We start from the raw sequence: 22,364 nt of genomic DNA, 5'->3' as shown, positions 1-22,364 counted from the left end.
TGTTCATGAATATCCTTGAAAAAATTGCTAACGAACTAGAAACTTTTAGTAAATCAGAACGAAAAGTCGCCGAAGTTATTCTAGATTCTCCAAGTACCGTTATTCATGCGAGTATAGCTGCACTAGCTAAACAAGCGAATATCAGTGAACCAACCGTAAATCGCTTTTGCCGTCGCCTTGATACCAAAGGCTATCCCGATTTTAAATTGCATCTAGCACAAAGTCTTGCTAACGGAACACCATATGTCAACAGACATGTAGATGAAAATGATTCAACTGCCGAATATACGACTAAAATCTTTGAATCTACCATGGCTAATTTAGAGCTCGCGAAAAAAACTTTAGACCCTGCATTAATTAACCGTTGTGTCGAATTGTTAATTCAAGCCAATAAAATTTCTTTCTTTGGCCTAGGCGCATCAGGGGTGGTTGCACATGATGCACAAAACAAGTTTTTTCCTTTTAATATTCCGGTGGTCTATTTTGACGACATACTTATGCAACGTATGGGCGCGATCAATAGTAGTCAAGGTGATGTCGTTATTTTTATTTCACATACCGGCAGAACAAAATCTTTGGTTGAAATAGCAAAAATTGCCAAAGACAATAATGCCACAGTTATTGGTATTACCACTGCCGATTCCCCTTTAGCTAAAATCTGTAATATTGTACTATCGATGGAGATAGCAGAAGACACTGATTTATACATGCCAATGTCTTCACGTATAGCGCAATTAACATTAATTGATGTGTTAGCCACAGGCTTTACACTCAGACGTGATTCACATTTCCGTGAACATTTAAAACGCGTTAAAGACAGCTTGATCAGTTCACGTTTTGAACGTAAATAATACTGAATATAAGCCATATTTATTTCACCATTGGATCCGGTGACCGATATAATAACCAAACGCTCACTTCCCATAAAACTATAAGGTCTACAAGATGCTTAGAAGAACGAAAATTGTTGCTACCCTAGGGCCAGCAACTGAAGATAGAGAAGTATTAAAAAAAGTCTTAGCCGCAGGCGTTAACGTTGTCCGTTTAAACTTTTCTCATGGCAGCGCCGAAGATCATATTAACCGCGCTAAATTAGTTCGCGAGATTTCACAAGAATTAGGCATTTATGTTGGCATTTTAGGTGATTTACAAGGCCCTAAAATTCGTGTTTCTACTTTTAAAGATGGCAAAATTGAATTAGCTGTTGGTGATAAATTTGAATTAGATGCTACGTTAGCAAAAGGTGAAGGTACCAAAGAAAAAGTTGGTATTGATTACAAAGAATTACCACAAGATGTAGATGCTGGCGATATTTTATTACTTGATGATGGCCGCGTACAACTAAGAGTTTTAAGCAGCTCAGAAACATCTGTATTCACTGAAGTGACTATTGGTGGTCCATTATCAAATAACAAAGGCATCAACCGTAAAGGTGGTGGTTTATCTGCTGCAGCATTAACAGATAAAGATAAAGCTGATATTAAAACAGCGGCTATTATTCAAACTGACTTTTTAGCCGTTTCATTCCCACGTGATGCTGAAGATATGAAATATGCTCGTCAATTAGCCGAAGCTGCTGGTTGTAACGCTAAACTTGTGGCCAAAGTGGAACGTGCGGAAGCGGTTGCTGATAATGAAACACTTGATGGCATCATTCTAGCCTCTGACGTTGTTATGGTAGCGCGTGGTGATTTAGGTGTAGAAATTGGTGATGCTGAACTTGTGGGTAAACAAAAGCACATGATCGCCCGTTCTCGTCAATTAAACCGTGCTGTTATTACCGCAACCCAAATGATGGAAACGATGATCACACAGCCAATGCCAACACGTGCAGAAGTAATGGATGTTGCAAACGCCGTACTTGATGGTACTGATGCTGTTATGTTATCGGCTGAAACAGCGGCAGGTGCATTCCCTGTAGAAACAGTACAAGCAATGTCTAATGTTTGTATTGGCGCTGAAAAACATCGTTCAGTTAATATTTCTAAGCACCGTTTAGATGAAACCTTCGATTGTGCTGGTGAAACTATTGCGATGTCAGCAATGTATGCAGCTAATCATTTAGAAGGTGTAAAAGCCATTGTAGCGTTAACTGAATCAGGTAACACGAGTAAATTAATGTCTCGTATCACCTCAGGCTTACCGATTTTCTCATTATCACGTCATGCAAAAACGTTAACAACAACTGCTATTTATCGTGGTGTTTACCCAATGGCATTTGAAACGATTGCCGTTGATAACAACTTATTAGCCGATGAAATTCTAACCGCTGTCAGTAAACAAGCTAAGTTAGTAGCGGGTGATAAAGTTGTTCTAACTCATGGTGATTTAATGGGTGAAATTGGCGCAACCAACACAGTTAAAGTGTTAGAAGTTACAGCTAAACACATTAGTTAAATATCTTGGTATTTTAATGATAATTAAGGGTGCTATTAGCGCCCTTTTTTGTTTCTCCACTTTACTCTTTATGGCATTATTTGTTGCCTTTAGCTATTAGGGGTTGTTGATCTTTGTTTATATTTTCAGCAATAGGCTATTTCAAGTGATAGCAAAGCAGTATGAACGTTGTTTGGTTATACTAAATAATTGAAATTTTATGAAATTCTAATGTAGCTAGCGCAAAAAATAGCCATTAACCTGCGGGCTGAGGCTATAATCATCGCTTTACTCCACGTTAAAAATTATTGGTTTAGATGACTAAACGAGATCATTTAAGCCTTGATGAAAACAATTTTATCTCTCAGCTGAATTATTAAACAAAGATAAACAGCCCCTACTCTCCATAGCTATCTAAAAATACCGCGCGCGACAATGAAATAACACTTTTTCCTTAGTTCATGCCCTGTTAGAATAGCGCCCTAAAAAATTTAACCCGTTAACGGAATTTACTTGTAATGCGTACTAGCCAATATTTGCTATCTACTTTAAAAGAAACGCCTGCTAATGCAGAAGTGATCAGTCATCAACTTATGTTACGTGCTGGTTTAGTTAGAAATGTCGCGTCAGGTTTATATACTTGGTTGCCGACCGGCTTGAAAGTTTTACGTAAAGTAGAAAATATTGTTCGTGAAGAAATGGAACGTGCCGGTGCCATTGAAGCCTTAATGCCAGTTGTTCAACCTGCTGATTTATGGGAAGAATCAGGCCGTTGGAACGATTATGGTCCAGAATTATTGCGTATTACCGATCGTCACAATCGTCCTTTTGTTTTAGGACCAACTCACGAAGAAGTGATCACTAAGCTAGTTGCCAATGAAATTAGCAGCTACAAACAATTGCCATTAAACATTTTCCAAGTACAAACTAAATTCCGTGATGAAATTCGTCCTCGTTTCGGCGTAATGCGCGGTCGTGAGTTTTTAATGAAAGATGGCTATTCATTTCATAACTCAGATGAGTGTTTACAAGCAACGTATCAAAAAATGTTTGATGCCTACTGCCGTATTTTCGAACGTTTAGGTTTAAACTTCCGCCCAGTTATTGCTGATACAGGCTCTATTGGTGGTGAAGCCTCGCATGAATTTCACGTGTTAGCAGACTCAGGTGAAGATGATATTGCCTTTAGTGATGTTAGTGACTTTGCTGCTAACATTGAAAAAGCAGAAGCATTAGCGCCACAAGGTGAGCGCCCAGCAGCCAATGCTGAGTTAACTAAAGTAGCAACCCCTGATGTTAAAACCATTGAGCAAGTTGCTAACTTTTTAGCCATTAACGAAAACCAAATTGTTAAAACACTATTGGTTAAAGGTGAACAAGCCGATGACGAAGCTGCTGCACCTATCATTGCCCTTGTTTTACGTGGCGATCACCAATTAAATGAAATTAAAGCTGAAAAAATTTCAGGTGTTGCAGCCCCATTAACCATGGCAACAGATGAAGAAGTATTTGCGGCTACCGGTGCTAATGTTGGCTCTGTTGGCCCAATTAACTTATCTATTCCTGTTGTTGTTGACCGCAGTGCTGCACATTTAGCTGATTTCGTTTGTGGTGCTAACGACAATGATCACCATTTTACCGGTGCAAATTGGGATCGTGATATCACCAATTATACGGTTGCCGATATTCGTAATGTTGTTGAAGGTGACCCAAGCCCTTGTGGTCAAGGCAATATTGTGATCAAACGTGGTATTGAAGTTGGACATATTTTCCAACTAGGTAAAAAATACGCACAAGCGATGAACTGTGGTGTGCTTACTGAATCTGGTAAATTTGAAATTTTAACCATGGGTTGTTACGGCATTGGGGTTTCACGTATTGTTGCGGCTGCTATTGAGCAAAACCACGATGAAAATGGTATCAAATGGCCTACAGCTATCGCCCCGTTCCAAGTAGCTATTGTGCCGATGAATATGCAAAAGTCAGCTCGTGTAAAAGAAGTGGCTGATAAACTATATGCCGACTTACAAGCGGCAGGGATTGAAGTTTTATTTGATGACCGTAAAGAACGCCCTGGTGTCATGTTTAAAGATCATGAATTAATTGGTACACCAATATTATTAGTTATTGGTGAACGTAACCTTGATAATCAAGAAATTGAAGTTAAACATCGCGCCACAGGTGAAAAATCACTTATTGCCATTAGCGAAGTAATGTCGTTATTTGCCAGTTGCTGATAACGCCCAGTATTCATTTGAATAAGGGGCTGTTTAGCCCCTTTTTTATTGGTATTTTTAAGTCAAGCTGAAAAATAGCGAAAATACCTGAAAAAATCAGTCGTTAACTGTTTCTTTCTGCATAATTTTTAGCAACAATGCAGTTAACCTTTTATTAGAATCATATTTGTAACGGTACCAGTCCATGCCTAAAGTTAAAAAGTCTTCCAAGTTAAATAATGTTTGTTATGAGATCCGTGGACAGATCGCAGCAGAAGCCCGTAAATTAGAAGACGAAGGTCATAAAATTTTAAAACTCAATATTGGCAACCCTGCGCCATTTGGTTTTGAAGCACCAGATGATATTTTAAAAGATGTTATTCATAACCTACCTCGTTCACAAGGTTATAGCGACTCTAAAGGTATCTACTCTGCCCGTGTTGCCGTTACTCAGTACTTTCAGCAACAAGGTATATTAGGAGTTAGTGTTGACGATATCTATATTGGCAATGGTGTCAGTGAGCTTATCGTTATGGCACTACAAGGCTTATTAAATAATGGTGATGAAGTACTTTTACCTGCACCTGACTATCCGCTATGGACTGCGTCTGTTTCATTAGCTGGTGGTACACCTGTTCACTATCGCTGTGAAGAAGAAAAAGATTGGTTTCCAAGCGTAGAAGATATTGCCAGTAAAATTAATGATAAAACCAAAGCAATTGTTTTGATCAATCCAAATAACCCAACGGGTGCCGTTTATTCAAAAGAAGTGTTATTAGATATCATTGAACTGGCTCGCCAACATAATTTGATCATTTTCAGTGATGAAATTTACGATAAAATTTTATATGACGGTGCGAAGCATATTCCAACAGCTAGTTTAGCTGATGATGTCTTGATCATTACCATGGGAGGCTTATCAAAAAATTACCGAATTGCCGGTTTCCGTGCTGGTTGGATGGTATTAACCGGGCCAAAACTACATGCCGCTGATTATATTGAAGGGTTAAATATTCTGTCATCAATGCGTTTATGTGCAAACGTACCTAGCCAACATGCCATACAAACGGCGTTAGGCGGTTATCAAAGCATTAATGAATTAATCAATGGTGATGGCCGTTTGAAAAAGCAACGAGATCTTGCTTTTAAAGAGCTTAATGCCATTGATGGTATTTCATGTAAGCCAGCTATGGGTGCACTATATTTGTTTGTAAAAGTGGATATGGAAAAATTTAATATCGAAGACGATGAAAAAATGGTGTTAGATATTCTTAAACAAGAAAAAATCTTACTGGTTCATGGTCGCGCTTTTAACATTCAAGAAAAAGGCTATTTCCGATTAGTATTTTTACCACATGTTGATGAATTAGGGCCTGCTCTTAGAAAACTAAAACGTTTTTTTGCAACCTATCAGCAATAACAAACAATACAGGCAAAGCTAGCCGTTAAACCCAAAGGAGATCTAATGAATAGTACCTTTATCGCTTGGATCTACCGCATGCCGCTCATCAAACGATGGGCGTTAATGCACTGTGTTAAACCGGAAAATGTCGCCGAACATTCACATATGGTCGCGGTAATATCACATTTATTAATTGTTATTAAAAATAAAAAGTTTAATAGCAATTTAAATCCTGATCGCGCTGCCACCTTAGCTTTATATCATGAATGTAGCGAAGCCCGTCATCAAGATCTTAATCATAATACTAAGTATCACAACCCTGAAATTACCCGTGAATTTAAACGCTTAGAAACACTTGCCGAACAAGAATGCTTAGCCTCATTACCGGAAGAATTTCGTGAGTATTTTGAAGATATTATCGTTCAAGATAATGTCGATAAAGCTTACAAGCCGATTATTAAAGCCGCGGATGTTTTATCTGCTTATTTAAAAACCCTTGATGAATTACATTTAGGTAATCAAGAATTTGCTCACGTAAAAATAAATTTAGAAAAGAAACTGGCGGTTATTGTGACTGAACTACCGGAAGTACAATACTTTTTAGATACTTTTGCAAAAAGCTGTGTTGCAACACTTGATCAATTATCTGGGCTTAATCCGGTCAAATAACCATATTATACGGAATGATATTAAACAAAAATAAAAAAAGCAGATGTGATATCTGCTTTTGTAAGTTAACCTGAACTCGGGATAAGAAATTAGCTAACCATATGAAATACATATATTTTTATGTTTTCTCTATTCTAGCTTGATGTTTTTTCTTAGTACAAGGCAAATTTAAGCGCCAATAGCGAGCCTATTGCAATTAAATTTAACGCAGTAACAAGGAAAAACAGCTGCTAGAAAGCAAGTTGTTATCCCTAGTTCAGGTTAAGTTTTACATTAAGTCGTTATCAAACACTTAGTGATGATGACCACCCACACCGTGAGCATGGCCATGTTGAATTTCTTCTTCGGTTGCTTCGCGAACATCTTCAACTTTAATATCAAATACTAAGGTTTTACCCGCAAGTGGATGGTTTAAATCAACCGTTACCATAAAGCGCCCTACTTTCACTACCGTAACCTGACGTTTACCTTGTTCAGTATTTACCGTTGCCATCATGCCTGGTGCCCAATGTTTAGCACCCTGTAAATGTTTAGTTGGGATACGTTGCTGTGCATCAGGTTCAATTTCACCATAACCATCGGCTGGGGCTACTGTCGCCGTAAATTCATCACCTTTTGCTTTACCTTCTAGCGCTTTTTCAACACCAACGATCATGTTGTCATGACCATGTAAATAAGCTACCGGATCACCGTCGTATGACGACTCTAAGGTTTCGCCGGCTTCATCTTTAAGTGTGTAATGAAATTGCACAACACTGTTTTTTGTAATACTCATTAATTTAACCAATTGTTAAGGGGAAATAATGGCGGCGATTCTAACAAAGTTAACATGGCCGAGCTAATCATTTTTATCCCCTGCTCAGGTTAAGCAATACCATTAAGCCCATAACAACAAGATTAAAACACTTAACACGATTAACACCATACCAATATATTCAGCTAAGCTTATTTTTTCTTTAAAGACTCGATAAGTTAATAACAAGGTAATAAAAAACTCAACTTGACCAAGCGCTTTCACATAAGCGGCTAATTGTAAGCTTGCGCCCGTAAACCAGCCAATAGAGCCGAGCACACTTGTTACCCCAACAAACAAAGCTAAACGCCAATGTTTTACCATTAAACCAAACTGAGATTTGTCTTCAAACCACAAATAGATCGCTGAAAATAACGACTGTACGGTGATCATAAACACCAAAGTCACAGCAGCACTTAAAAATAAATTGGTTGATAAAGCTAAACTTGCTTCTCTAATTAACAACGTAGCAAACGCTAAACCTAAGCCTGAGGCCAAACCATAACCCGCCCCAGGGTTAGCAATTAAGTCTTTCAAGTGAAACTTAACTTTCGCTAAAAAGAAAACACCAATTGCACTAATGATCACCGATACCCAGCCTAACAAGCTCAACGGTGAAGAAAATAATATCGCACCAATAATGGCGATTTGAATTGCTTCTGTTTTAGATAAACTACTTGAAACAGCAAAGTTACGGTATTTAAACGCCGCCACTAAACAAGCTGTCCCAATAATTTGAGCGGCACAAGCTAAAAGCGCATAAATCACAAACTGGCTATTTAAACTCGGCACCGCCAATTCGGTATATTCCGTGACACCATATAAATATAAATAACCAAAGGGCAAAGCAAAAATATAACGTACCCCTGAGGCCGCCATAGTATTAAGTTTACTGCCAAGTTGTTTTTGACCGGCTGTTCTTACCGCCTGCATGGTTGCGGCTAATAAGGTGAAATAAATCCAAGTATACAAAGTCACTAATCCTTTAATAAAGTTATATCAGGGTATGTTTATCTTTGTTTAATAATTCAGCTGAGAGTTAAAATCGTTTTTAATCAAGGCTGAAATTATGTCGTTTAATCATCTAAACCAATAATTTTTAACGCCCAGTAAAGCGATTTTAGTCTCAGCCCACAGGGGGCAATGGCTATTTTTTGCGCTAGCTGCATTAGAATTTCACTCATTTGGAATAACCAAACAACGTTCATTCTGCTTTGCTATCACTTAAAATAGCCTATTGCTGAAAATATAAACAAAGTTCAACAAACCCTAATCTTGTTCGATAAATCGATATTGCGGCTCAAGTTGACTATAACCTAAGCCATTTTGTTTTTTCACTTTGATCTGAACAGAAATTCGCTCTTTTAGCGTATCAACATGACTGATAATGCCGATCATTTTACCACTGGCATTTAAACTATCTAAGGCATCTAGGGCGATTTCTAAGGTTTCGTTATCTAAGGTACCAAACCCTTCATCTAAAAATAATGAATCGATACTGGTTTTAGCACTCACTAGATCCGATAACGCCAATGCCAAGGCTAAACTGACTAAGAAACTTTCGCCACCAGATAAAGTTGCCGTGTCGCGCACACTATCGGCTTGCCATGTATCAAGTACTTCTAATGCTAAAGCATCGCTATCTTTACGCTGTAATTGGTATCGACCATCAAGCTTTAATAAACGTTGATTCGCTAAATAGACTAAATGCCCTAAGGTAAGCCCTTGAGCAAAGCGCCTAAATTTATTTCCGTCAGCTGAGCCGATCAAGTGATTAAGCTGGCTTAAGTCATCAAGCTCAGCTTCCACAAGGCTGATCTCTTGCAATAAGGAAAGTTGCTGCTCTCGGGTTTGTTGATCATGTGATAACCGCTGCTGCTGCTGTCCTAAGGTTATTTGCACTGTCTTTAAGTTTTGATTAACGCTTGCTAATGCTTGCTCAATAACCGATAACTTTAACGATAATAAGTCAGCTAATGTTATGGCTGTGTTTGTTAAAGCGTTAACATCTACTTGGCTGTCAACAGATAACAAAGCGGTTAGCAATTTTTGACTGAGCTGTTCACCTGCGAGTTGATAATTAATTAATTCATTTTGTGCTTGCTGCTCTAATTGGCTGAACCGTGCTTGTGCTTGTTGTAATTTTGCCGCCACCGTTTGTTTTTCGCTCGCAAGACTGGTGGTCAATTGCTTTAAGCGCTCAATTTCTTCAATGGGTAATAGCGCCTGCTTAAATGCGTTTTCATCAGCAAAGCAGCTTGCTTGTAACAACGTTTGCCAATGTTCTATGGCCTGTGTTTTTTCTTCGCTCAAGGCTAGATGTTGGCTTTCAAGTGCCGCTAAATTTCCTTGTTTGCTTTGATAAATTTGATTTTGTTGCTGTAATTCTGTTTGTAATGTTTGATAACGTAATTTTAATTCGTTTTTTTCAGCCTGTAACTTTTCGCGTTCAGTGCTCACGTTTTTATCAGCAAATAAGCTCGAACGCTGTTGCTGTAATACCACTAATGTATCGTTTAATTGTGCAACATCTTGCTTAGTTACTGATAACTGATTTTCTCGGCTAGCTAACTGTTCATCAAAAACAGCAATACTTTGTGATAACGCTTGCTGCTCTTGCGCATGAGTATTTAAGGCTTGTTGGCGTTGCTCATATTCCGCAAACTGTAAATCTTGCTCTTTCAACCAATCCGCTAATAGTTCAAATGCTGGCGGCACAAGTGATAAGGCCGTAATTTCAGCTAACACTTGCTGCTTAAGTCGCTGGCTATTTTCTTGAAAAACAGCCGCCTGCTCACTGTCTTGCTTAAGCATAACTTGCAGTTGCGCTAAATTTTGTTCGCTAAGCTGTTTTTGACCTGCTAACACTAAGACTGATTTTTCTGCGTCCGCAATTGCTTGTTCGATGTTTTGACCTGCAATATTTAACGGCTCAAGATCTGAAATTACCTGCTGTAATTTTATTAATTGATGATCGTTTTGCTGCGTTAATTCTGCCAACTTGTCAGTATTATCAATTGCACATTGCTGCGCTAAATCATGGCTTAATAAGTGCCAGTTTTCTGATAATAACGTTAATTGTTTTTGCTCTTTTTTAATGCGCTCGTCAAGTTCAGTAAGCTGTTTATTATTCGTTTCTTTTTGATAACCTAACTGCTGGCCTTCTAACACTAACTTTTCTAATGCCTGTTGTGCTGAGGTTAAGCGTTCTTCGTATTCATTGACCGTGATCGGTTGATAATCATGAATAGCGGGATGCTCTTTTGAACCACATAACGGACAAGGTTGTTGTGCTTGAAGTTCACTACGATATTTCGCAAGGTCGATAATCGCATTATGCTGTTTTACAATCAATGAGAGGTCATCAACAGTTTGTTTTGATTCTTTATAGGTAACGCGTAACGAAATCAATTGCTGTTCAATGTTATAATTATTTTCTTTTAAAACATTAACTTGTGTTGTTAACCCTGCTATTTCTTGCTGTGTTTTAGTAAACTCTTGCTGTTGATGATGAGCTTTCAAATACAACTGCTGCTGGGCTTGGCTTTGCCCAAGAAGTTGCTGTATTAAGCGTGTTCTTTGCAATAATGTTTGCGATTTACTTTCATTTTCAACGGCTTCATTTACCTTTTCAAATGCTGAAAAATCGACAAATTCAAGTTGTGAAAATAATGCTAATTTATTTGCTAACGTGCTCTCAAGTTGATTTTTTAACGTGCCACTTTGCTTTGACAAATCGTCTAATTGCTGTGTTTGCTCAGCTAAAGTTTGTCTTAATTGCTGCGCGTTTTTTTCATGATTTAATTTTTTATTTTCAAGATTGTTAACGTCTTCTTGAAACTTAATAACTTGCTCAACATCTTGCCGCCATTTAGGTAACGATTGTTGCAAAGTTAACAAATATTGGTGCTCATTCAGAAATTGTTGTTGCTTGGCAATTTCTTGCTGCACTTGCTCTAATGTCTTGTTTTTATCAGCACGCTGCTTGGCAATATTTTGTTGCTCAGTACTAAGTGCCTTTTGCTGCTCATTAAGGTGGGTAATTTGTTGTTGCTGATAATGAATTTGATTATCTAACGGTGTAACTTGCTCCACCATTAATTGCTCTAATTGCTGGTGACTTTGCTCTGCTTGCTGCTGCGTTATTGCAAACTTGTCAAATTGCGCTTGCTGTTCAATGACTTTTTGTTGCACAAGCTTTACTTGCTTTTGCTCTTCCAAACACTGGCTTTGCAATAAAGTGACTTTTTCAGTTAATTTTTCTAACTGTTGAAATTCTGCTCGTAGCTTTTCCGCCGGCTCAGCCAGCTCATATTTTGTTAAATCGGCTTGTGCTAATTGATACTTTTGGCTGATCATTTTTTCTTGACCATGCGCCAAGGTTAACTGCTGCTCAGCCTCATTAATTTGTTGCTTCCAGTTGGCTAGTTTTTGTAAAAACTCACGTTGATTATTTAACGTGAGTTCTTGCTTATTTAACTGAGCAAGTTCGTTTTCAAGTTCGCTGATCTCTTGTTCAGATAATACCGCAATATCCTTGTTACGCGCTTTTAGCTGCTTTAAGTTATCAAGTACGGTTTTATGATCTTGATAAATTTGTTGCGACACTAAACCATAAACTTCCGTTCCCGTTAGCTCTTCTAATAATTCAGCTCGTTGATTAGGTGATGCATTTAAAAAAGCGGCAAACTGCCCTTGTGATAACATCATTGATTTAGTAAAACGTGCAAAATCTAAACCTGTAATGCGCGTGATTTCAGCTCTAACTTGAGATAGTTTTTCCGCCAGTATTTTACCATCTAAGGTCGCTAACTCTGCTTTAGCTGCTTGTAATTTCCCATCAACTTGCCCTTTAGCGCGACGCTGAGACCAAAAAGCCCGATAGCCTTGCCCTTTCACTTCAAATTCTACTTCGGCTAAACAATTCGCGGTATTACGTGTCATGAGCTGGTTTTGCTTATCGGATATTGTCAGCCTAGGTGTTTGGTGATACAGCGCTAAACAAATTGCATCTAACAAGGTTGTTTTACCGGCACCGGTTGGCCCTGTGATGGCAAACAGCCCATTGTCGTCAAAAGGACTTTGAGTAAAATCAATATGCCAAGCGCCTTTTAAGGCATTGATATTTTCAAATCGTAAGCTAAGAATTTTCATGTTTAGTTATCTTGCTCCGATGTGTCGGCACTCACAGCAAGTGGTTGTTCTGCTGGTGACACCGCCATTTTATCTAAGGCTTGTTGGAATAACTGCGTTAAACGCTGTTTTTTATCATCAATGTTACTATCACTTTCCGGCCAATCCGTTTGTTTTAAACGCTCGCTAAACACTTCATTGGGTGATAATTCTTCTAACGTGATTTTTTCTTGCTCGTCTAACAACAACTGTCGCTGTTGTTTACTACGTCGGATAAGTAAAATTTCAATTTTTTTATTATCAATTAATGCTTGTAACTGCTCAGTAATTTTTGCCTGCATATCACTGTGATAATCGCTTGATTCAATTTCAATATCTAACCATAAACTAACACCATCGCTTAAAGGCGCAACTAAAGCGTTAATATCTTCCGTTACCGCATCAACGGTAGTTTTAACCATAGCCATAGGCTGAAAACGTGGGATAACCAAAGGTTTAATTTTTGGGGGTTGTTTAGCATTAACATCAACTAACAACACTTTTTTGTCTTGTTTGGCTTCATCAAAACTTAAAGGAATAGGAGAGCCACAATAACGAATATGTTCAGATTTTCCAACATTTTGCATTTGATGAATATGCCCTAATGCGATGTAATCGGCCGTTGGGAAAAAGCTAGCAGGAAAGGCATCAAGTGTGCCTATATAAATTTCGCGAACAGAGTCTGAAGTCGTTGCACCAACGGTGGTTAAATGGCCGGTAGCAATGATTGGGTATTTATCTTGCGCTAAAAGCTCAGCTTGTTGATACAAAGCTTGATAATGCGCTGTTATTGCTTGTTGCAATTGCTGCTGTTTTTGTTGTGCTGACTGTCCGGCACTACTTTTTAAAACATCACGTGGACGAATAAAAGGCACTGCACAAACAATCGCTTTATTATTGTTTTGATCACTTAGTTCAACAAGTTGTGCATCAATATCATCAGATACGGACGGAATAACATAAGTAGAAAACTTGCTAAGCAACTGTTTTGATTCACCAATCATCGCCGTTGAGTCATGATTACCCGCTAAAATTACCAACTGGCAAAATGGTGCTTGTTTATGTAAGTCACTGACAAAATCAAAATATAATTCACGGGCATAACTTGGCGGATTGCCGGTATCAAAAATATCACCGGCAACAATAATGGCCGCAACATCATTTGCTAACACTTGTTCAATTAACCAATGTAAAAATTGTTTATGTTCAACTGCGCGACTTTTGCCAAAAAAATGCTGACCTAAATGCCAGTCAGAGGTGTGTATAATGCGCATAATAAAACAAATTTAAACGAGTGAAAAAACAAAGGTCAATTCTACCTATATTGATAATAAGTAACAGCAATTTTTAAGTTTATTAAAGCAAACTGGGTAATTTTGCTTAAATATTATTCAGCGGATATTCTCCATTTTACAGCACCGACAAAACACGTTAGTGTGTTGTTATGTTAATTGAAAATAAACTCATTTATGCTTTTTAAAACTGTAACTTCTCCCGCTAAAAAAACTATTGCTTTAGTTGCCCACGATAACATGAAAAATAGATTGTTAGCTTGGTGTCAAAAATATCAACAACCACTATCACAACATACCCTTTATGGCACTGGTACAACCGGTACCTTGTTAAGTAAAAATACGGATCTTGATATCACCCCTTTGATCAGCGGTCCACTGGGTGGCGATCAGCAAATAGGTGCTCTGATCACGGAACAAAAATTAGATATGATGATTTTCTTTTGGGATCCGTTAGCCGCACAACCTCATGATCCTGACGTAAAAGCCTTACTTCGTTTAGCAGCCGTATGGAATATTCCCGTAGCTTGTAATGAATCAACCGCTGATATGTTAGTTAATTCAAGCTTATTTGCCAGCAGTTATGAGAAAACTATCCCCGATTATGAAAGTTATTTAGCCTCTCGTACTTAGTGGTTTTTTACCTCTATCACTTTTTATTTATTAGAGGCGGATTAATTTCAGCCTCTAATTGACCATGTTTTTTAGGCAAGATATCCCCTATTTTAGCCATTTCTAAAAAAACAGCTCAAAAAGTCCAAAATTAATCGCTATAAAGGCAGCATTAATTATAGAAATTCATTACAATAGCGGCCGAAATATTCTTCTGAAATTTGTGAATGGAAAAATGACAAAACAAACTAAAATTGTAGCAACAGTATCGGACCTTAAAGGTGACGTAGAATTTATCGGTGAATTATTCAAACGTGGTGTAAACGTAATTCGTTTAAACACCGCTCACCAAACACCTGAAGACACACGTAAAGTTATTGAAAACGTTCGTGCTGTTAGTGAAAAGTTAGCGGTTCTTGTTGATACCAAAGGCCCAGAAATGCGTACAAATCTTAAAATTGAAGAAGATTTGACCATTAAAACTGGCGACAAAGTAACTTTCCGTGCTGACGGTTTAGATGTTCCGACCACGAAAGAAGCAGTACAAGTAAACTATTTAGGCTTTGTTAACGATGTACCAGTAGGCGCTCGCATTTTAATTGATGATGGTTTATTAGAATTAGTTGTTGATAGTAAAGATGATAGCAACCTTTACACAACGGCATTAAACAACGGTAAAATTAAAAAGAAAAAGAGTGTTAACGTTCCAGGTGTAGAAATTAACTTACCTTCAGTAACGGACCGCGATAAAACCTTTATCGAAATGGCGATTGACGCGGGTGTTGATTTTATTGCCCATTCGTTTGTTCGTAACAAACAAGATGTATTAGATGTACAAGACATTTTAGACGCTAAAAATTCATCAATTAAAATTATCGCTAAAATTGAAAACCGTGAAGGCGTTGACAACCTAGATGAAATTTTAGAAGTTGTTTACGGTGTTATGGTAGCGCGTGGTGATTTAGGTATTGAAATTCCAGGTTACGAAGTACCATTAGTACAAAAAGAAATGATCCAAAAATGTATTGCTGCACAAGTACCTGTAATTACGGCAACACAAATGTTAGAAAGTATGATCCAAAACCCTCGTGCTACACGTGCAGAAATTTCTGACGTTGCCAATGCGGTATTAGATGGTACTGATGCATTAATGCTTTCAGGTGAATCAGCTTACGGTGATTACCCATTTGAAGCAGTTGACACTATGTCACAAATTGCAAAACACGTTGAAGAAAAAATTGCTCATGGCATTAACTTAGATGCAACCCAAGCTGACAAAGATAACTTACAAGCCTACATTTGTAAGCAAGTTGCTAAATCAGCACGCGACTTAGACGTTGATGCGATTGTTGTACCAACAGCTACAGGTTCAACTGCTCGTCAAATTGCTTCACATCGCCCTGCTGCGCCTATTTATGCTGCATGTTATACACCTGAGTCTTTACGTTTATTATCGTTAAGCTACGGTGTTGACGCTTATTTAGTTGATGTGCCTGAGCGTAAAGATGTGATCAAAAACTCAATTATGCCATTAGTTGAAAAGAACATTGTTAACAACGACAGTTTAGTGGTTATTGCTAAAAGTGCACCTGGCGCACCTAAAGGCAAAACTAACCGCATGGAAGTTAACACGGTTGCTTCTTTTATCGCGAGAGATTAATGCTTTTTAAAGCATAATTTACGCATAATAGACCCTAGTGTTGAAGAACAAATAACACGATAAGTATTGAAATGATTACCCAAAAGGCTTAAATGAAAATTTAAGCCTTTTTTATTGCCGATAAATCATAAATAGCTTGGTCTAGCGCTTAGCACCTGAGACAATGACTTTAACTTATAAAAACACTATGGTTCATTATGAAACTTTTAGTTCGTAACCTTTCTCGCTCAACCACGGAACAAGAAATTAGAATTTTATTTTCCAATCACGGCACAGTAAATGAGTGTAATTTAGTATTGGATCAAGCAACCGGTTTGTCGAAAGGTTTTGGCTTTGTTGTTATGCCTAATGAAAAAGAAGCACATGCCGCCCTTGCCAGCTTACATCACATGAAAGTGGCTAATAATAAAATTCGAGTAAAGTTAGCGTTAGACGAATAATTCTTAATCACATTAAAGCGCATGTTGTTTGTTGTTAGTAAAAAGAAATAACATGTTCTTTGCTTTGTCCTTTAAATTTAATAAAAGCAAATTTCTCCTTACCCGCCCAATTTTTAGCACTATTGTTATAAACCATAAAATATAAACCTCGTTGTTTATCACTAACCGCAATTGGACGGAACACGTCACTACCTGACGCTGTTTCTGCACCTGATATTTTGTAATAAACATAGTCAACCTCTTGCTCGAATAAAGTGAGTTTTTCTGGTTGTTGATTGGTATAAAGTGCTATCACCGCTTGATGATTAAAATAAGCTGAGGGTTCAAACCATATTGGTGTTATGGTTTTTATTAATAACGATTTAGCTAAGCTAGATTCCGTTTTGATGCGCTCCGTTAATTCGGTATTTAATTTAATATAATCACTATTTAAACGGGCGTAATCTAAGCTGTTTTTATCCGATAATTTTTTCTGTTGAATAACTTGAGTTTGGCTAAGCTGTAATTTCTGCTCAAGGGCTAATTTATCTGCTGTAAGTTTAGTTGTTAACGTATTAAGTGTGGTTATTTTGCTTTTTGTTTGGTTTATTTCAGTATTTAGTTTTCGCTGCTCTTTTTTAAGCTCATCTTCCCTATTGATAGCTGATTTTAATTTAAACTTTAGCTCAGTTAACGCACTATTTTGTTGATAAGTTTGACTATCTACTTGCTGTTGCAACTGGCTGTTATTTGCTAACAAAGCAACATTTTGGCGACTCAAGTTATTATTTGAAAAGGCAAAATAACTTGCACAAAGCACTGCTACTGTCGCGATAAATAAACTAATAAAGGTAACACTCGATAAACTAATACGTTCATTTATCCGCAGCCAGTCACCCATTTGCTGATAAAAATCGCGTTTAACTCGTTCCAAATCTTGCATAGCTTTACCTAACTAATACCAATTTCATTACATGGCTGCGTTGCTTTCAATATCAAGCTATTGCTCAATCAAGCGCCTTGCCATAATTTATGTTGCCTACGGACAACAAGATCACAAACTTAATGGAGTTGGTATAATTAATTTTCTGTTATTAATTTTAGTCGGTTTTTATCAAATTTCGAACATTCTATAGATATGATATCCCAAGCAACACTCGTTGTTTGGGATATTATAAACAACAAATAATTATATTATTGCGCCGCTTGTATTGCCGTTAAAGCAATGGTGTAAACAATATCTTCGACTAAAGCACCTCTTGATAAATCATTCACAGGTTTATTCATGCCTTGTAACATAGGGCCAATACTTACTAAATCAGCACTACGTTGTACGGCTTTATAAGTCGTATTGCCTGTATTTAAATCAGGGAAAATAAACACGGTGGCACGGCCAGCCACTTTACTTTCTGGGGCTTTTTTCTTGGCAACATTAGCCATGACAGCAGCATCGTATTGTAATGGCCCATCAATTAATAACTCAGGTCGTTTCGCTTGTGCTATTTCAGTGGCTTGTCTCACTTTTTCAACATCACTACCATGACCTGACGTTCCAGTACTATAACTTATCATGGCAACACGCGGTTCAATACCAAAAGCTTTAGCTGAGTCTGCCGATTGAATTGCTATATCCGCTAATTGTTCAGCATTAGGATCAGGATTAATTGCACAATCACCATAAACAAGTACTTGTTCAGGTAATAACATAAAAAATACCGATGAAACTAAACTGGCTTCAGGTGCAGTTTTAATAAGTTGTAGCGCAGGTCTTATGGTATTTGCCGTTGTATTAACAGCTCCCGAAACTAAGCCATCCACCTTGTTATTGGCTAACATCATGGTAGCCAACACAACCGGATCAGCTAACTGCTCTTTGGCAACAACCGGCGTTAAGCCTTTATGTTTTCTTAAAGCAACTAAGTCTTCTACGTATTGATCAATAATACTTTCTGGTTCAATAATGGTAACGTAGTCATTTAATTGAACCCCTTGATGTTGTGCTGTTGTTAAAATTTCATCACGATTTCCCAATAACACAGTACGTGCTATTTTTCGCTCTCCACAAAGTGCCGCTGCTTTAATTGTCCGCACTTCATTTCCTTCAGGAAGTATGATGGTTTTATTAGCTCTTTTAGCGCGCTCGGTCAGTAAATAACGAAATGCGGGTGGAGACATTGGCCGAAATTCATGAGATTTTTCTAATGGTTTTACTTGCCCGATACTATTAACCCAATCACTATTGATAAATTGTGCCGTATGATTCTTTACCTTTTCTATTCGTTGTAAATCATCTATCGGTACTTCAAAATTAAAACGTTGAAGTTTTAAAGCTGTTTGCCAAGTATCATGATTAGTAAGCAATAATGGCAAACCAGCATTAAAGGCTTGCTGGCACAATTTCATAATTTTATGATCTGGTCGAATATTACCGGTGAGTAATAAAGCCCCCAGTTTTGTTCCATTCATTACCGCTAAACAAGCAGCAATAATAACATCTGAGCGATCACCGGGCGTAACTAACAAGGTATTCGGGGTAAAATGACCGATCATGTTCGCAACCGTACGCGCACAAAAATTAATAGAGCGTAAGCGTCTATGCTCCATATCGCCAGTGTTCAATATTTGGGCATCAATATAATTGGCTAAATCTTTAACTCGTGGCGCAACCAGATCAAAATTCCAAGGCACTACCCCTAATAATTTAAATGACTTTTCATTAAATATTGGTAATTGATGAATTTTATTAGTTAAATTCTCAAACAAAAAAGCCGGTAAATCATTACTAAATTCGTTCTGCTCGATAGCCAAAGGATCATCCGGCGCACCAATTTTATTAAAGATACAACCTAAAACATGTTCACTACTCACCCCTCCATAATGATTGGCAGCGATATCTAATAGCTCATCAATGGATTCATCTTGATCATGAATAGTGGCAACAAAAGCAACATCGGCTCCCAATGCATTGGCTACCATACGATTAAGTCTAACGGTATAATTTTGTTCTTGAGTTTGTACTAAGCCTTCAATAATGATGGTTTGATCTTGTTTGGCGTAGGTTTCAAAACGGCCAACAATATCTTCCAATAAAACATCTTGTTGCCCTTGGCTATACCGTTTTTCAGCATAAGCTAAATCAAATGGTTCAGGCGGCTCAATATGGCTAGTTTTTCTGATGATTTCGGTTGATTTTTCCGGTCCATTTTCGCCTGGCTTAGGTTGTGAAATTGGTTTAAAAAAGCCGACATCAATATTTTTTTGTTCAAATGCTCTTAACAGCCCTAAACTAACAGAAGTTAGCCCAACCGCTGAACCAACCGGAATTAACATAATGCGTTTAGTCATTAACAAATCTCCTTTTCATTACTGGTGTCTTGCAATAATGCAATGGCATCAAGCGCAATAACTAATTCTTCATTAGTTGGAATAACTAACGCTTTGATCCCATCATTACTGGTAATGCAACCTTGCTCACCAAACCGTTTATTCATGTTTTCTTGTTCAGATAATACCAAGCCAAAAATAGTTAATAATGACACCACTTTTGCTCGCACATAAGCTGAGTTTTCACCAATACCTCCGGTAAAAACAATGGCATCAAGCTTCCCTAATGGGACTGTATAAGCAGCAATCGTTTTAGCAATTTGATAACTAAAAACATCAAGCGCTAATTCCGCTTGTTTATTGCCCGCTTGTGCCGCTTCTTGTAACTCTCGACAATCATTGCTTAATTGTGAAATACCCAAAAGACCACTTTGTTTATTTAATACCTGATCAACCTGCTCCATTGAATAAGCTAATTCATTGACTAAAAAGTTTAATAAGCCAGGGTCAACGTCACCACTGCGTGTCCCCATGCAAATACCTCCTAGTGGCGTAAACCCCATACTGGTATCAACACTTTCACCATTTTTAATCGCACAAATTGAGCAGCCATTACCTAAATGTGCCGTGATCAAGTGAGACTCGCTAAACTTTTTATCTAACAATTGGCTCGCTTGTTCCGCCACATAGCGATGACTGGTACCATGGAAACCATATTTACGGATCCCTTCTAATTGATAAAGCGAATAAGGAATTGCATATAAAAAGGCTTTTTTAGCTAAGGTTTGATGAAACGCAGTATCAAATACCGCTACTTGCTTTAAATGTGGAAACAGTTTTTTAGTTGCTTGAATACCTAATAAGTTGGCGGGATTATGCAAAGGGGCAAGTTTATTATTAGCTTTTATTTCAGCCTCAACCTCGTCAGTTATTACCACCGAGTTAAAAAACTTCTCACCACCATGAACAACACGATGACCGATCACGTTAATTGCACTAGTTAATTGATGTTGGTTAATAATTTCGACCAAGGCTTGAATTGCGGCCAGATGGTAACTATTTTCAGCCAATGCATGTGTATGCTTCTGATTGGCCGGTGATTGTGCAGTAGAGTGAGGCAAGCCGCTGTGTTGCCAGCTAATTTGCGCATTTAAAGCGCCTAAACATTCGGCAATACCATGCAAAACTTGCTCGGTGGTTTGTACATTAATAACGGCAAATTTTACCGAAGAACTTCCAGAGTTTAAAACAAGAACAAAATCAGTCATATATTTATATCAACAAAAAAGAATTGATATAAATATAGCTGAAATAATCAAAAAAAAAGTAGAGCTAAATCAAACTATTCGAATTAAATTGCTTGGCTTGATTCGCGCTCAATAATTTTAAAATCAAGGACATGACGAAATTCACGCGGATTAACCTGTGATAGATCGTCATAACGACCAGACGTTAATAGCTCTATCGCTAATTCAGCCATTTCTTGAATGGGCTGACGTACCGTTGAAATACAAGGCCAAACAGTTGTGGCAAGTTGAGTATCATCGAAACCAACAATAGATAATTCATCGGGTACGGTAATGTTTTTCATATGTGCTGCGGCAATTGCAGCCGCCGCCATATCATCATTACCGGCAAAAATAGCAGTGGGTTTATCAGGTAATGCCAGCATGTTGGTTGCTGCACTCAAACCCGATTTGTAAGTAAAGAAGCCCTGTTCAATATATTCAGGCGGTACTGTTATTTCATTTGATCTTAAGGCATCAAGATACCCTTGATAACGTAAACGGCTTGATCCTTGATTAGGATGACCAATAATATGGCCTATTTTGCTATGTCCTTGTCGGATCAGGTTTTCAGTAACCTCAAAGGCAGCTTGATAATCATCTAAACAAACATAAGGTGATGACGTTAAGTTGCTATCAGGAGAAATGCGAACAAAAGGCACTTTCGACTCTTGCAACATAGCAACAACTTCCGGCATATTGCAAACAGGCGGTAATAAAATCATACCGTCAACTTGAGTGACATCAATAAGATCTTTCACTGACGCTAAAGTAATCTCAAGATCAGGATCAGCTTCATCAACAACCAAATGATAACCACTGGCACGGCAACGTTTTAAAGAACCTAATAAAAACTGGCTAACATATGAGGCACTTGGGTTGTCGTATAATAAACCAATAAAAAATGACTTGGTACTGGCTAAACGGCGGGCTGATACATTAGGACGATAATTTAACTCTTTAACAAATTGCATGACCTTTTGACGGGTTTTATCACTAACTTTGGCATCTTGATTTAACACCCGTGAAACTGTCATCATTGACACGCCAGCTTTTTCAGCAACATCCTGAATACGTGCTCGTTTTGCTTTTACCATGTAGACCTTTCTGCTTATCGATGAAATTCGATTGTTACAACTTACA

General features: G+C 37.8%; 17 protein-coding genes. 8 read left to right on the top strand and 9 right to left on the bottom strand.

The window, feature by feature from the left end; all coding sequences use genetic code 11:
* Positions 1 to 5 precede the first annotated feature (5 nt).
* From ACSLUO_RS11845 to yfbR, 5 genes are all read left to right on the top strand, one after another.
* The gene (locus ACSLUO_RS11845) at positions 6 to 851 is read left to right on the top strand and encodes a MurR/RpiR family transcriptional regulator (RefSeq protein ID WP_448248745.1); all 846 of its coding nucleotides are present in this window, start codon (positions 6 to 8) and stop codon (positions 849 to 851) included.
* Between the two features lie 94 nt (positions 852 to 945).
* The gene (gene pyk / locus ACSLUO_RS11840; RefSeq protein ID WP_448248744.1) at positions 946 to 2,397 is read left to right on the top strand and encodes a pyruvate kinase; all 1,452 of its coding nucleotides are present in this window, start codon (positions 946 to 948) and stop codon (positions 2,395 to 2,397) included.
* Positions 2,398 to 2,894: 497 nt separating this feature from the next.
* Positions 2,895 to 4,613, top strand: coding sequence for a proline--tRNA ligase (locus ACSLUO_RS11835; RefSeq protein ID WP_448248743.1), 1,719 nt, complete (start codon positions 2,895 to 2,897; stop codon positions 4,611 to 4,613).
* Between the two features lie 184 nt (positions 4,614 to 4,797).
* On the top strand, positions 4,798 to 6,012 hold the full coding sequence (locus ACSLUO_RS11830) for a pyridoxal phosphate-dependent aminotransferase (RefSeq protein WP_448248742.1): 1,215 nt from the start codon (positions 4,798 to 4,800) through the stop codon (positions 6,010 to 6,012).
* A gap of 45 nt (positions 6,013 to 6,057) precedes the next feature.
* Positions 6,058 to 6,663: a 5'-deoxynucleotidase gene (gene yfbR, locus ACSLUO_RS11825; RefSeq protein WP_448248741.1), complete on the top strand. Its 606-nt coding sequence runs from the start codon at positions 6,058 to 6,060 to the stop codon at positions 6,661 to 6,663.
* 292 nt (positions 6,664 to 6,955) lie between these two features.
* Here the strand turns inward: yfbR and ACSLUO_RS11820 are convergent, their stop codons facing one another.
* The 5 genes from ACSLUO_RS11820 to sbcD form a co-directional block, all read right to left on the bottom strand.
* A complete protein-coding gene (locus ACSLUO_RS11820; protein ID WP_448248740.1) occupies positions 6,956 to 7,438 on the bottom strand; it encodes an FKBP-type peptidyl-prolyl cis-trans isomerase in 483 nt (160 codons plus the stop codon).
* 102 nt (positions 7,439 to 7,540) lie between these two features.
* Positions 7,541 to 8,434 (bottom strand): EamA family transporter, encoded by an 894-nt coding sequence (locus ACSLUO_RS11815; RefSeq protein WP_448248739.1) that lies wholly within the window; start codon positions 8,432 to 8,434, stop codon positions 7,541 to 7,543.
* A 98-nt stretch (positions 8,435 to 8,532) separates the two neighbouring features.
* Positions 8,533 to 8,664 (bottom strand): hypothetical protein, encoded by a 132-nt coding sequence (locus ACSLUO_RS11810; protein WP_448248738.1) that lies wholly within the window; start codon positions 8,662 to 8,664, stop codon positions 8,533 to 8,535.
* A 61-nt stretch (positions 8,665 to 8,725) separates the two neighbouring features.
* On the bottom strand, positions 8,726 to 12,610 hold the full coding sequence (locus ACSLUO_RS11805; RefSeq protein WP_448248737.1) for an SbcC/MukB-like Walker B domain-containing protein: 3,885 nt from the start codon (positions 12,608 to 12,610) through the stop codon (positions 8,726 to 8,728).
* A 2-nt stretch (positions 12,611 to 12,612) separates the two neighbouring features.
* The gene (sbcD, locus tag ACSLUO_RS11800) at positions 12,613 to 13,902 is read right to left on the bottom strand and encodes an exonuclease subunit SbcD (RefSeq protein WP_448248736.1); all 1,290 of its coding nucleotides are present in this window, start codon (positions 13,900 to 13,902) and stop codon (positions 12,613 to 12,615) included.
* 195 nt (positions 13,903 to 14,097) lie between these two features.
* On the opposite strand from sbcD, the gene ACSLUO_RS11795 reads away from it, so the two are divergent.
* From ACSLUO_RS11795 to ACSLUO_RS11785, 3 genes are all read left to right on the top strand, one after another.
* On the top strand, positions 14,098 to 14,553 hold the full coding sequence (locus tag ACSLUO_RS11795; RefSeq protein ID WP_448248735.1) for a methylglyoxal synthase: 456 nt from the start codon (positions 14,098 to 14,100) through the stop codon (positions 14,551 to 14,553).
* Between the two features lie 214 nt (positions 14,554 to 14,767).
* Complete coding sequence (gene pyk / locus ACSLUO_RS11790) at positions 14,768 to 16,192, top strand: pyruvate kinase (protein WP_448248734.1); 1,425 nt, start codon at positions 14,768 to 14,770, stop codon at positions 16,190 to 16,192.
* Between the two features lie 197 nt (positions 16,193 to 16,389).
* A complete protein-coding gene (locus ACSLUO_RS11785) occupies positions 16,390 to 16,632 on the top strand; it encodes an RNA recognition motif domain-containing protein (protein WP_448248733.1) in 243 nt (80 codons plus the stop codon).
* 34 nt (positions 16,633 to 16,666) lie between these two features.
* On the opposite strand, the gene ACSLUO_RS11780 is transcribed toward ACSLUO_RS11785, so the two are convergent.
* The 4 genes from ACSLUO_RS11780 to ACSLUO_RS11765 form a co-directional block, all read right to left on the bottom strand.
* A complete protein-coding gene (locus ACSLUO_RS11780; protein ID WP_448248732.1) occupies positions 16,667 to 17,554 on the bottom strand; it encodes a hypothetical protein in 888 nt (295 codons plus the stop codon).
* A gap of 251 nt (positions 17,555 to 17,805) precedes the next feature.
* Entirely contained in the window at positions 17,806 to 19,956 is a 2,151-nt protein-coding gene (pta, locus tag ACSLUO_RS11775; protein WP_448248731.1) for a phosphate acetyltransferase, read from the bottom strand.
* Entirely contained in the window at positions 19,956 to 21,203 is a 1,248-nt protein-coding gene (locus tag ACSLUO_RS11770) for an acetate kinase (protein WP_448248730.1), read from the bottom strand. The genes pta and ACSLUO_RS11770 overlap by 1 nt, the downstream gene beginning before the upstream one ends.
* An 83-nt stretch (positions 21,204 to 21,286) precedes the next feature.
* Positions 21,287 to 22,318: a LacI family DNA-binding transcriptional regulator gene (locus tag ACSLUO_RS11765; protein WP_448248729.1), complete on the bottom strand. Its 1,032-nt coding sequence runs from the start codon at positions 22,316 to 22,318 to the stop codon at positions 21,287 to 21,289.
* Between the last annotated feature and the right edge of the window lie 46 nt (positions 22,319 to 22,364).

It is taken from the genome of Thalassotalea agariperforans (assembly GCF_053470345.1).
The sequence above is the reverse complement of the archived record's forward strand: the minus strand, read 5'-3'. Positions and strand labels throughout refer to the sequence as shown.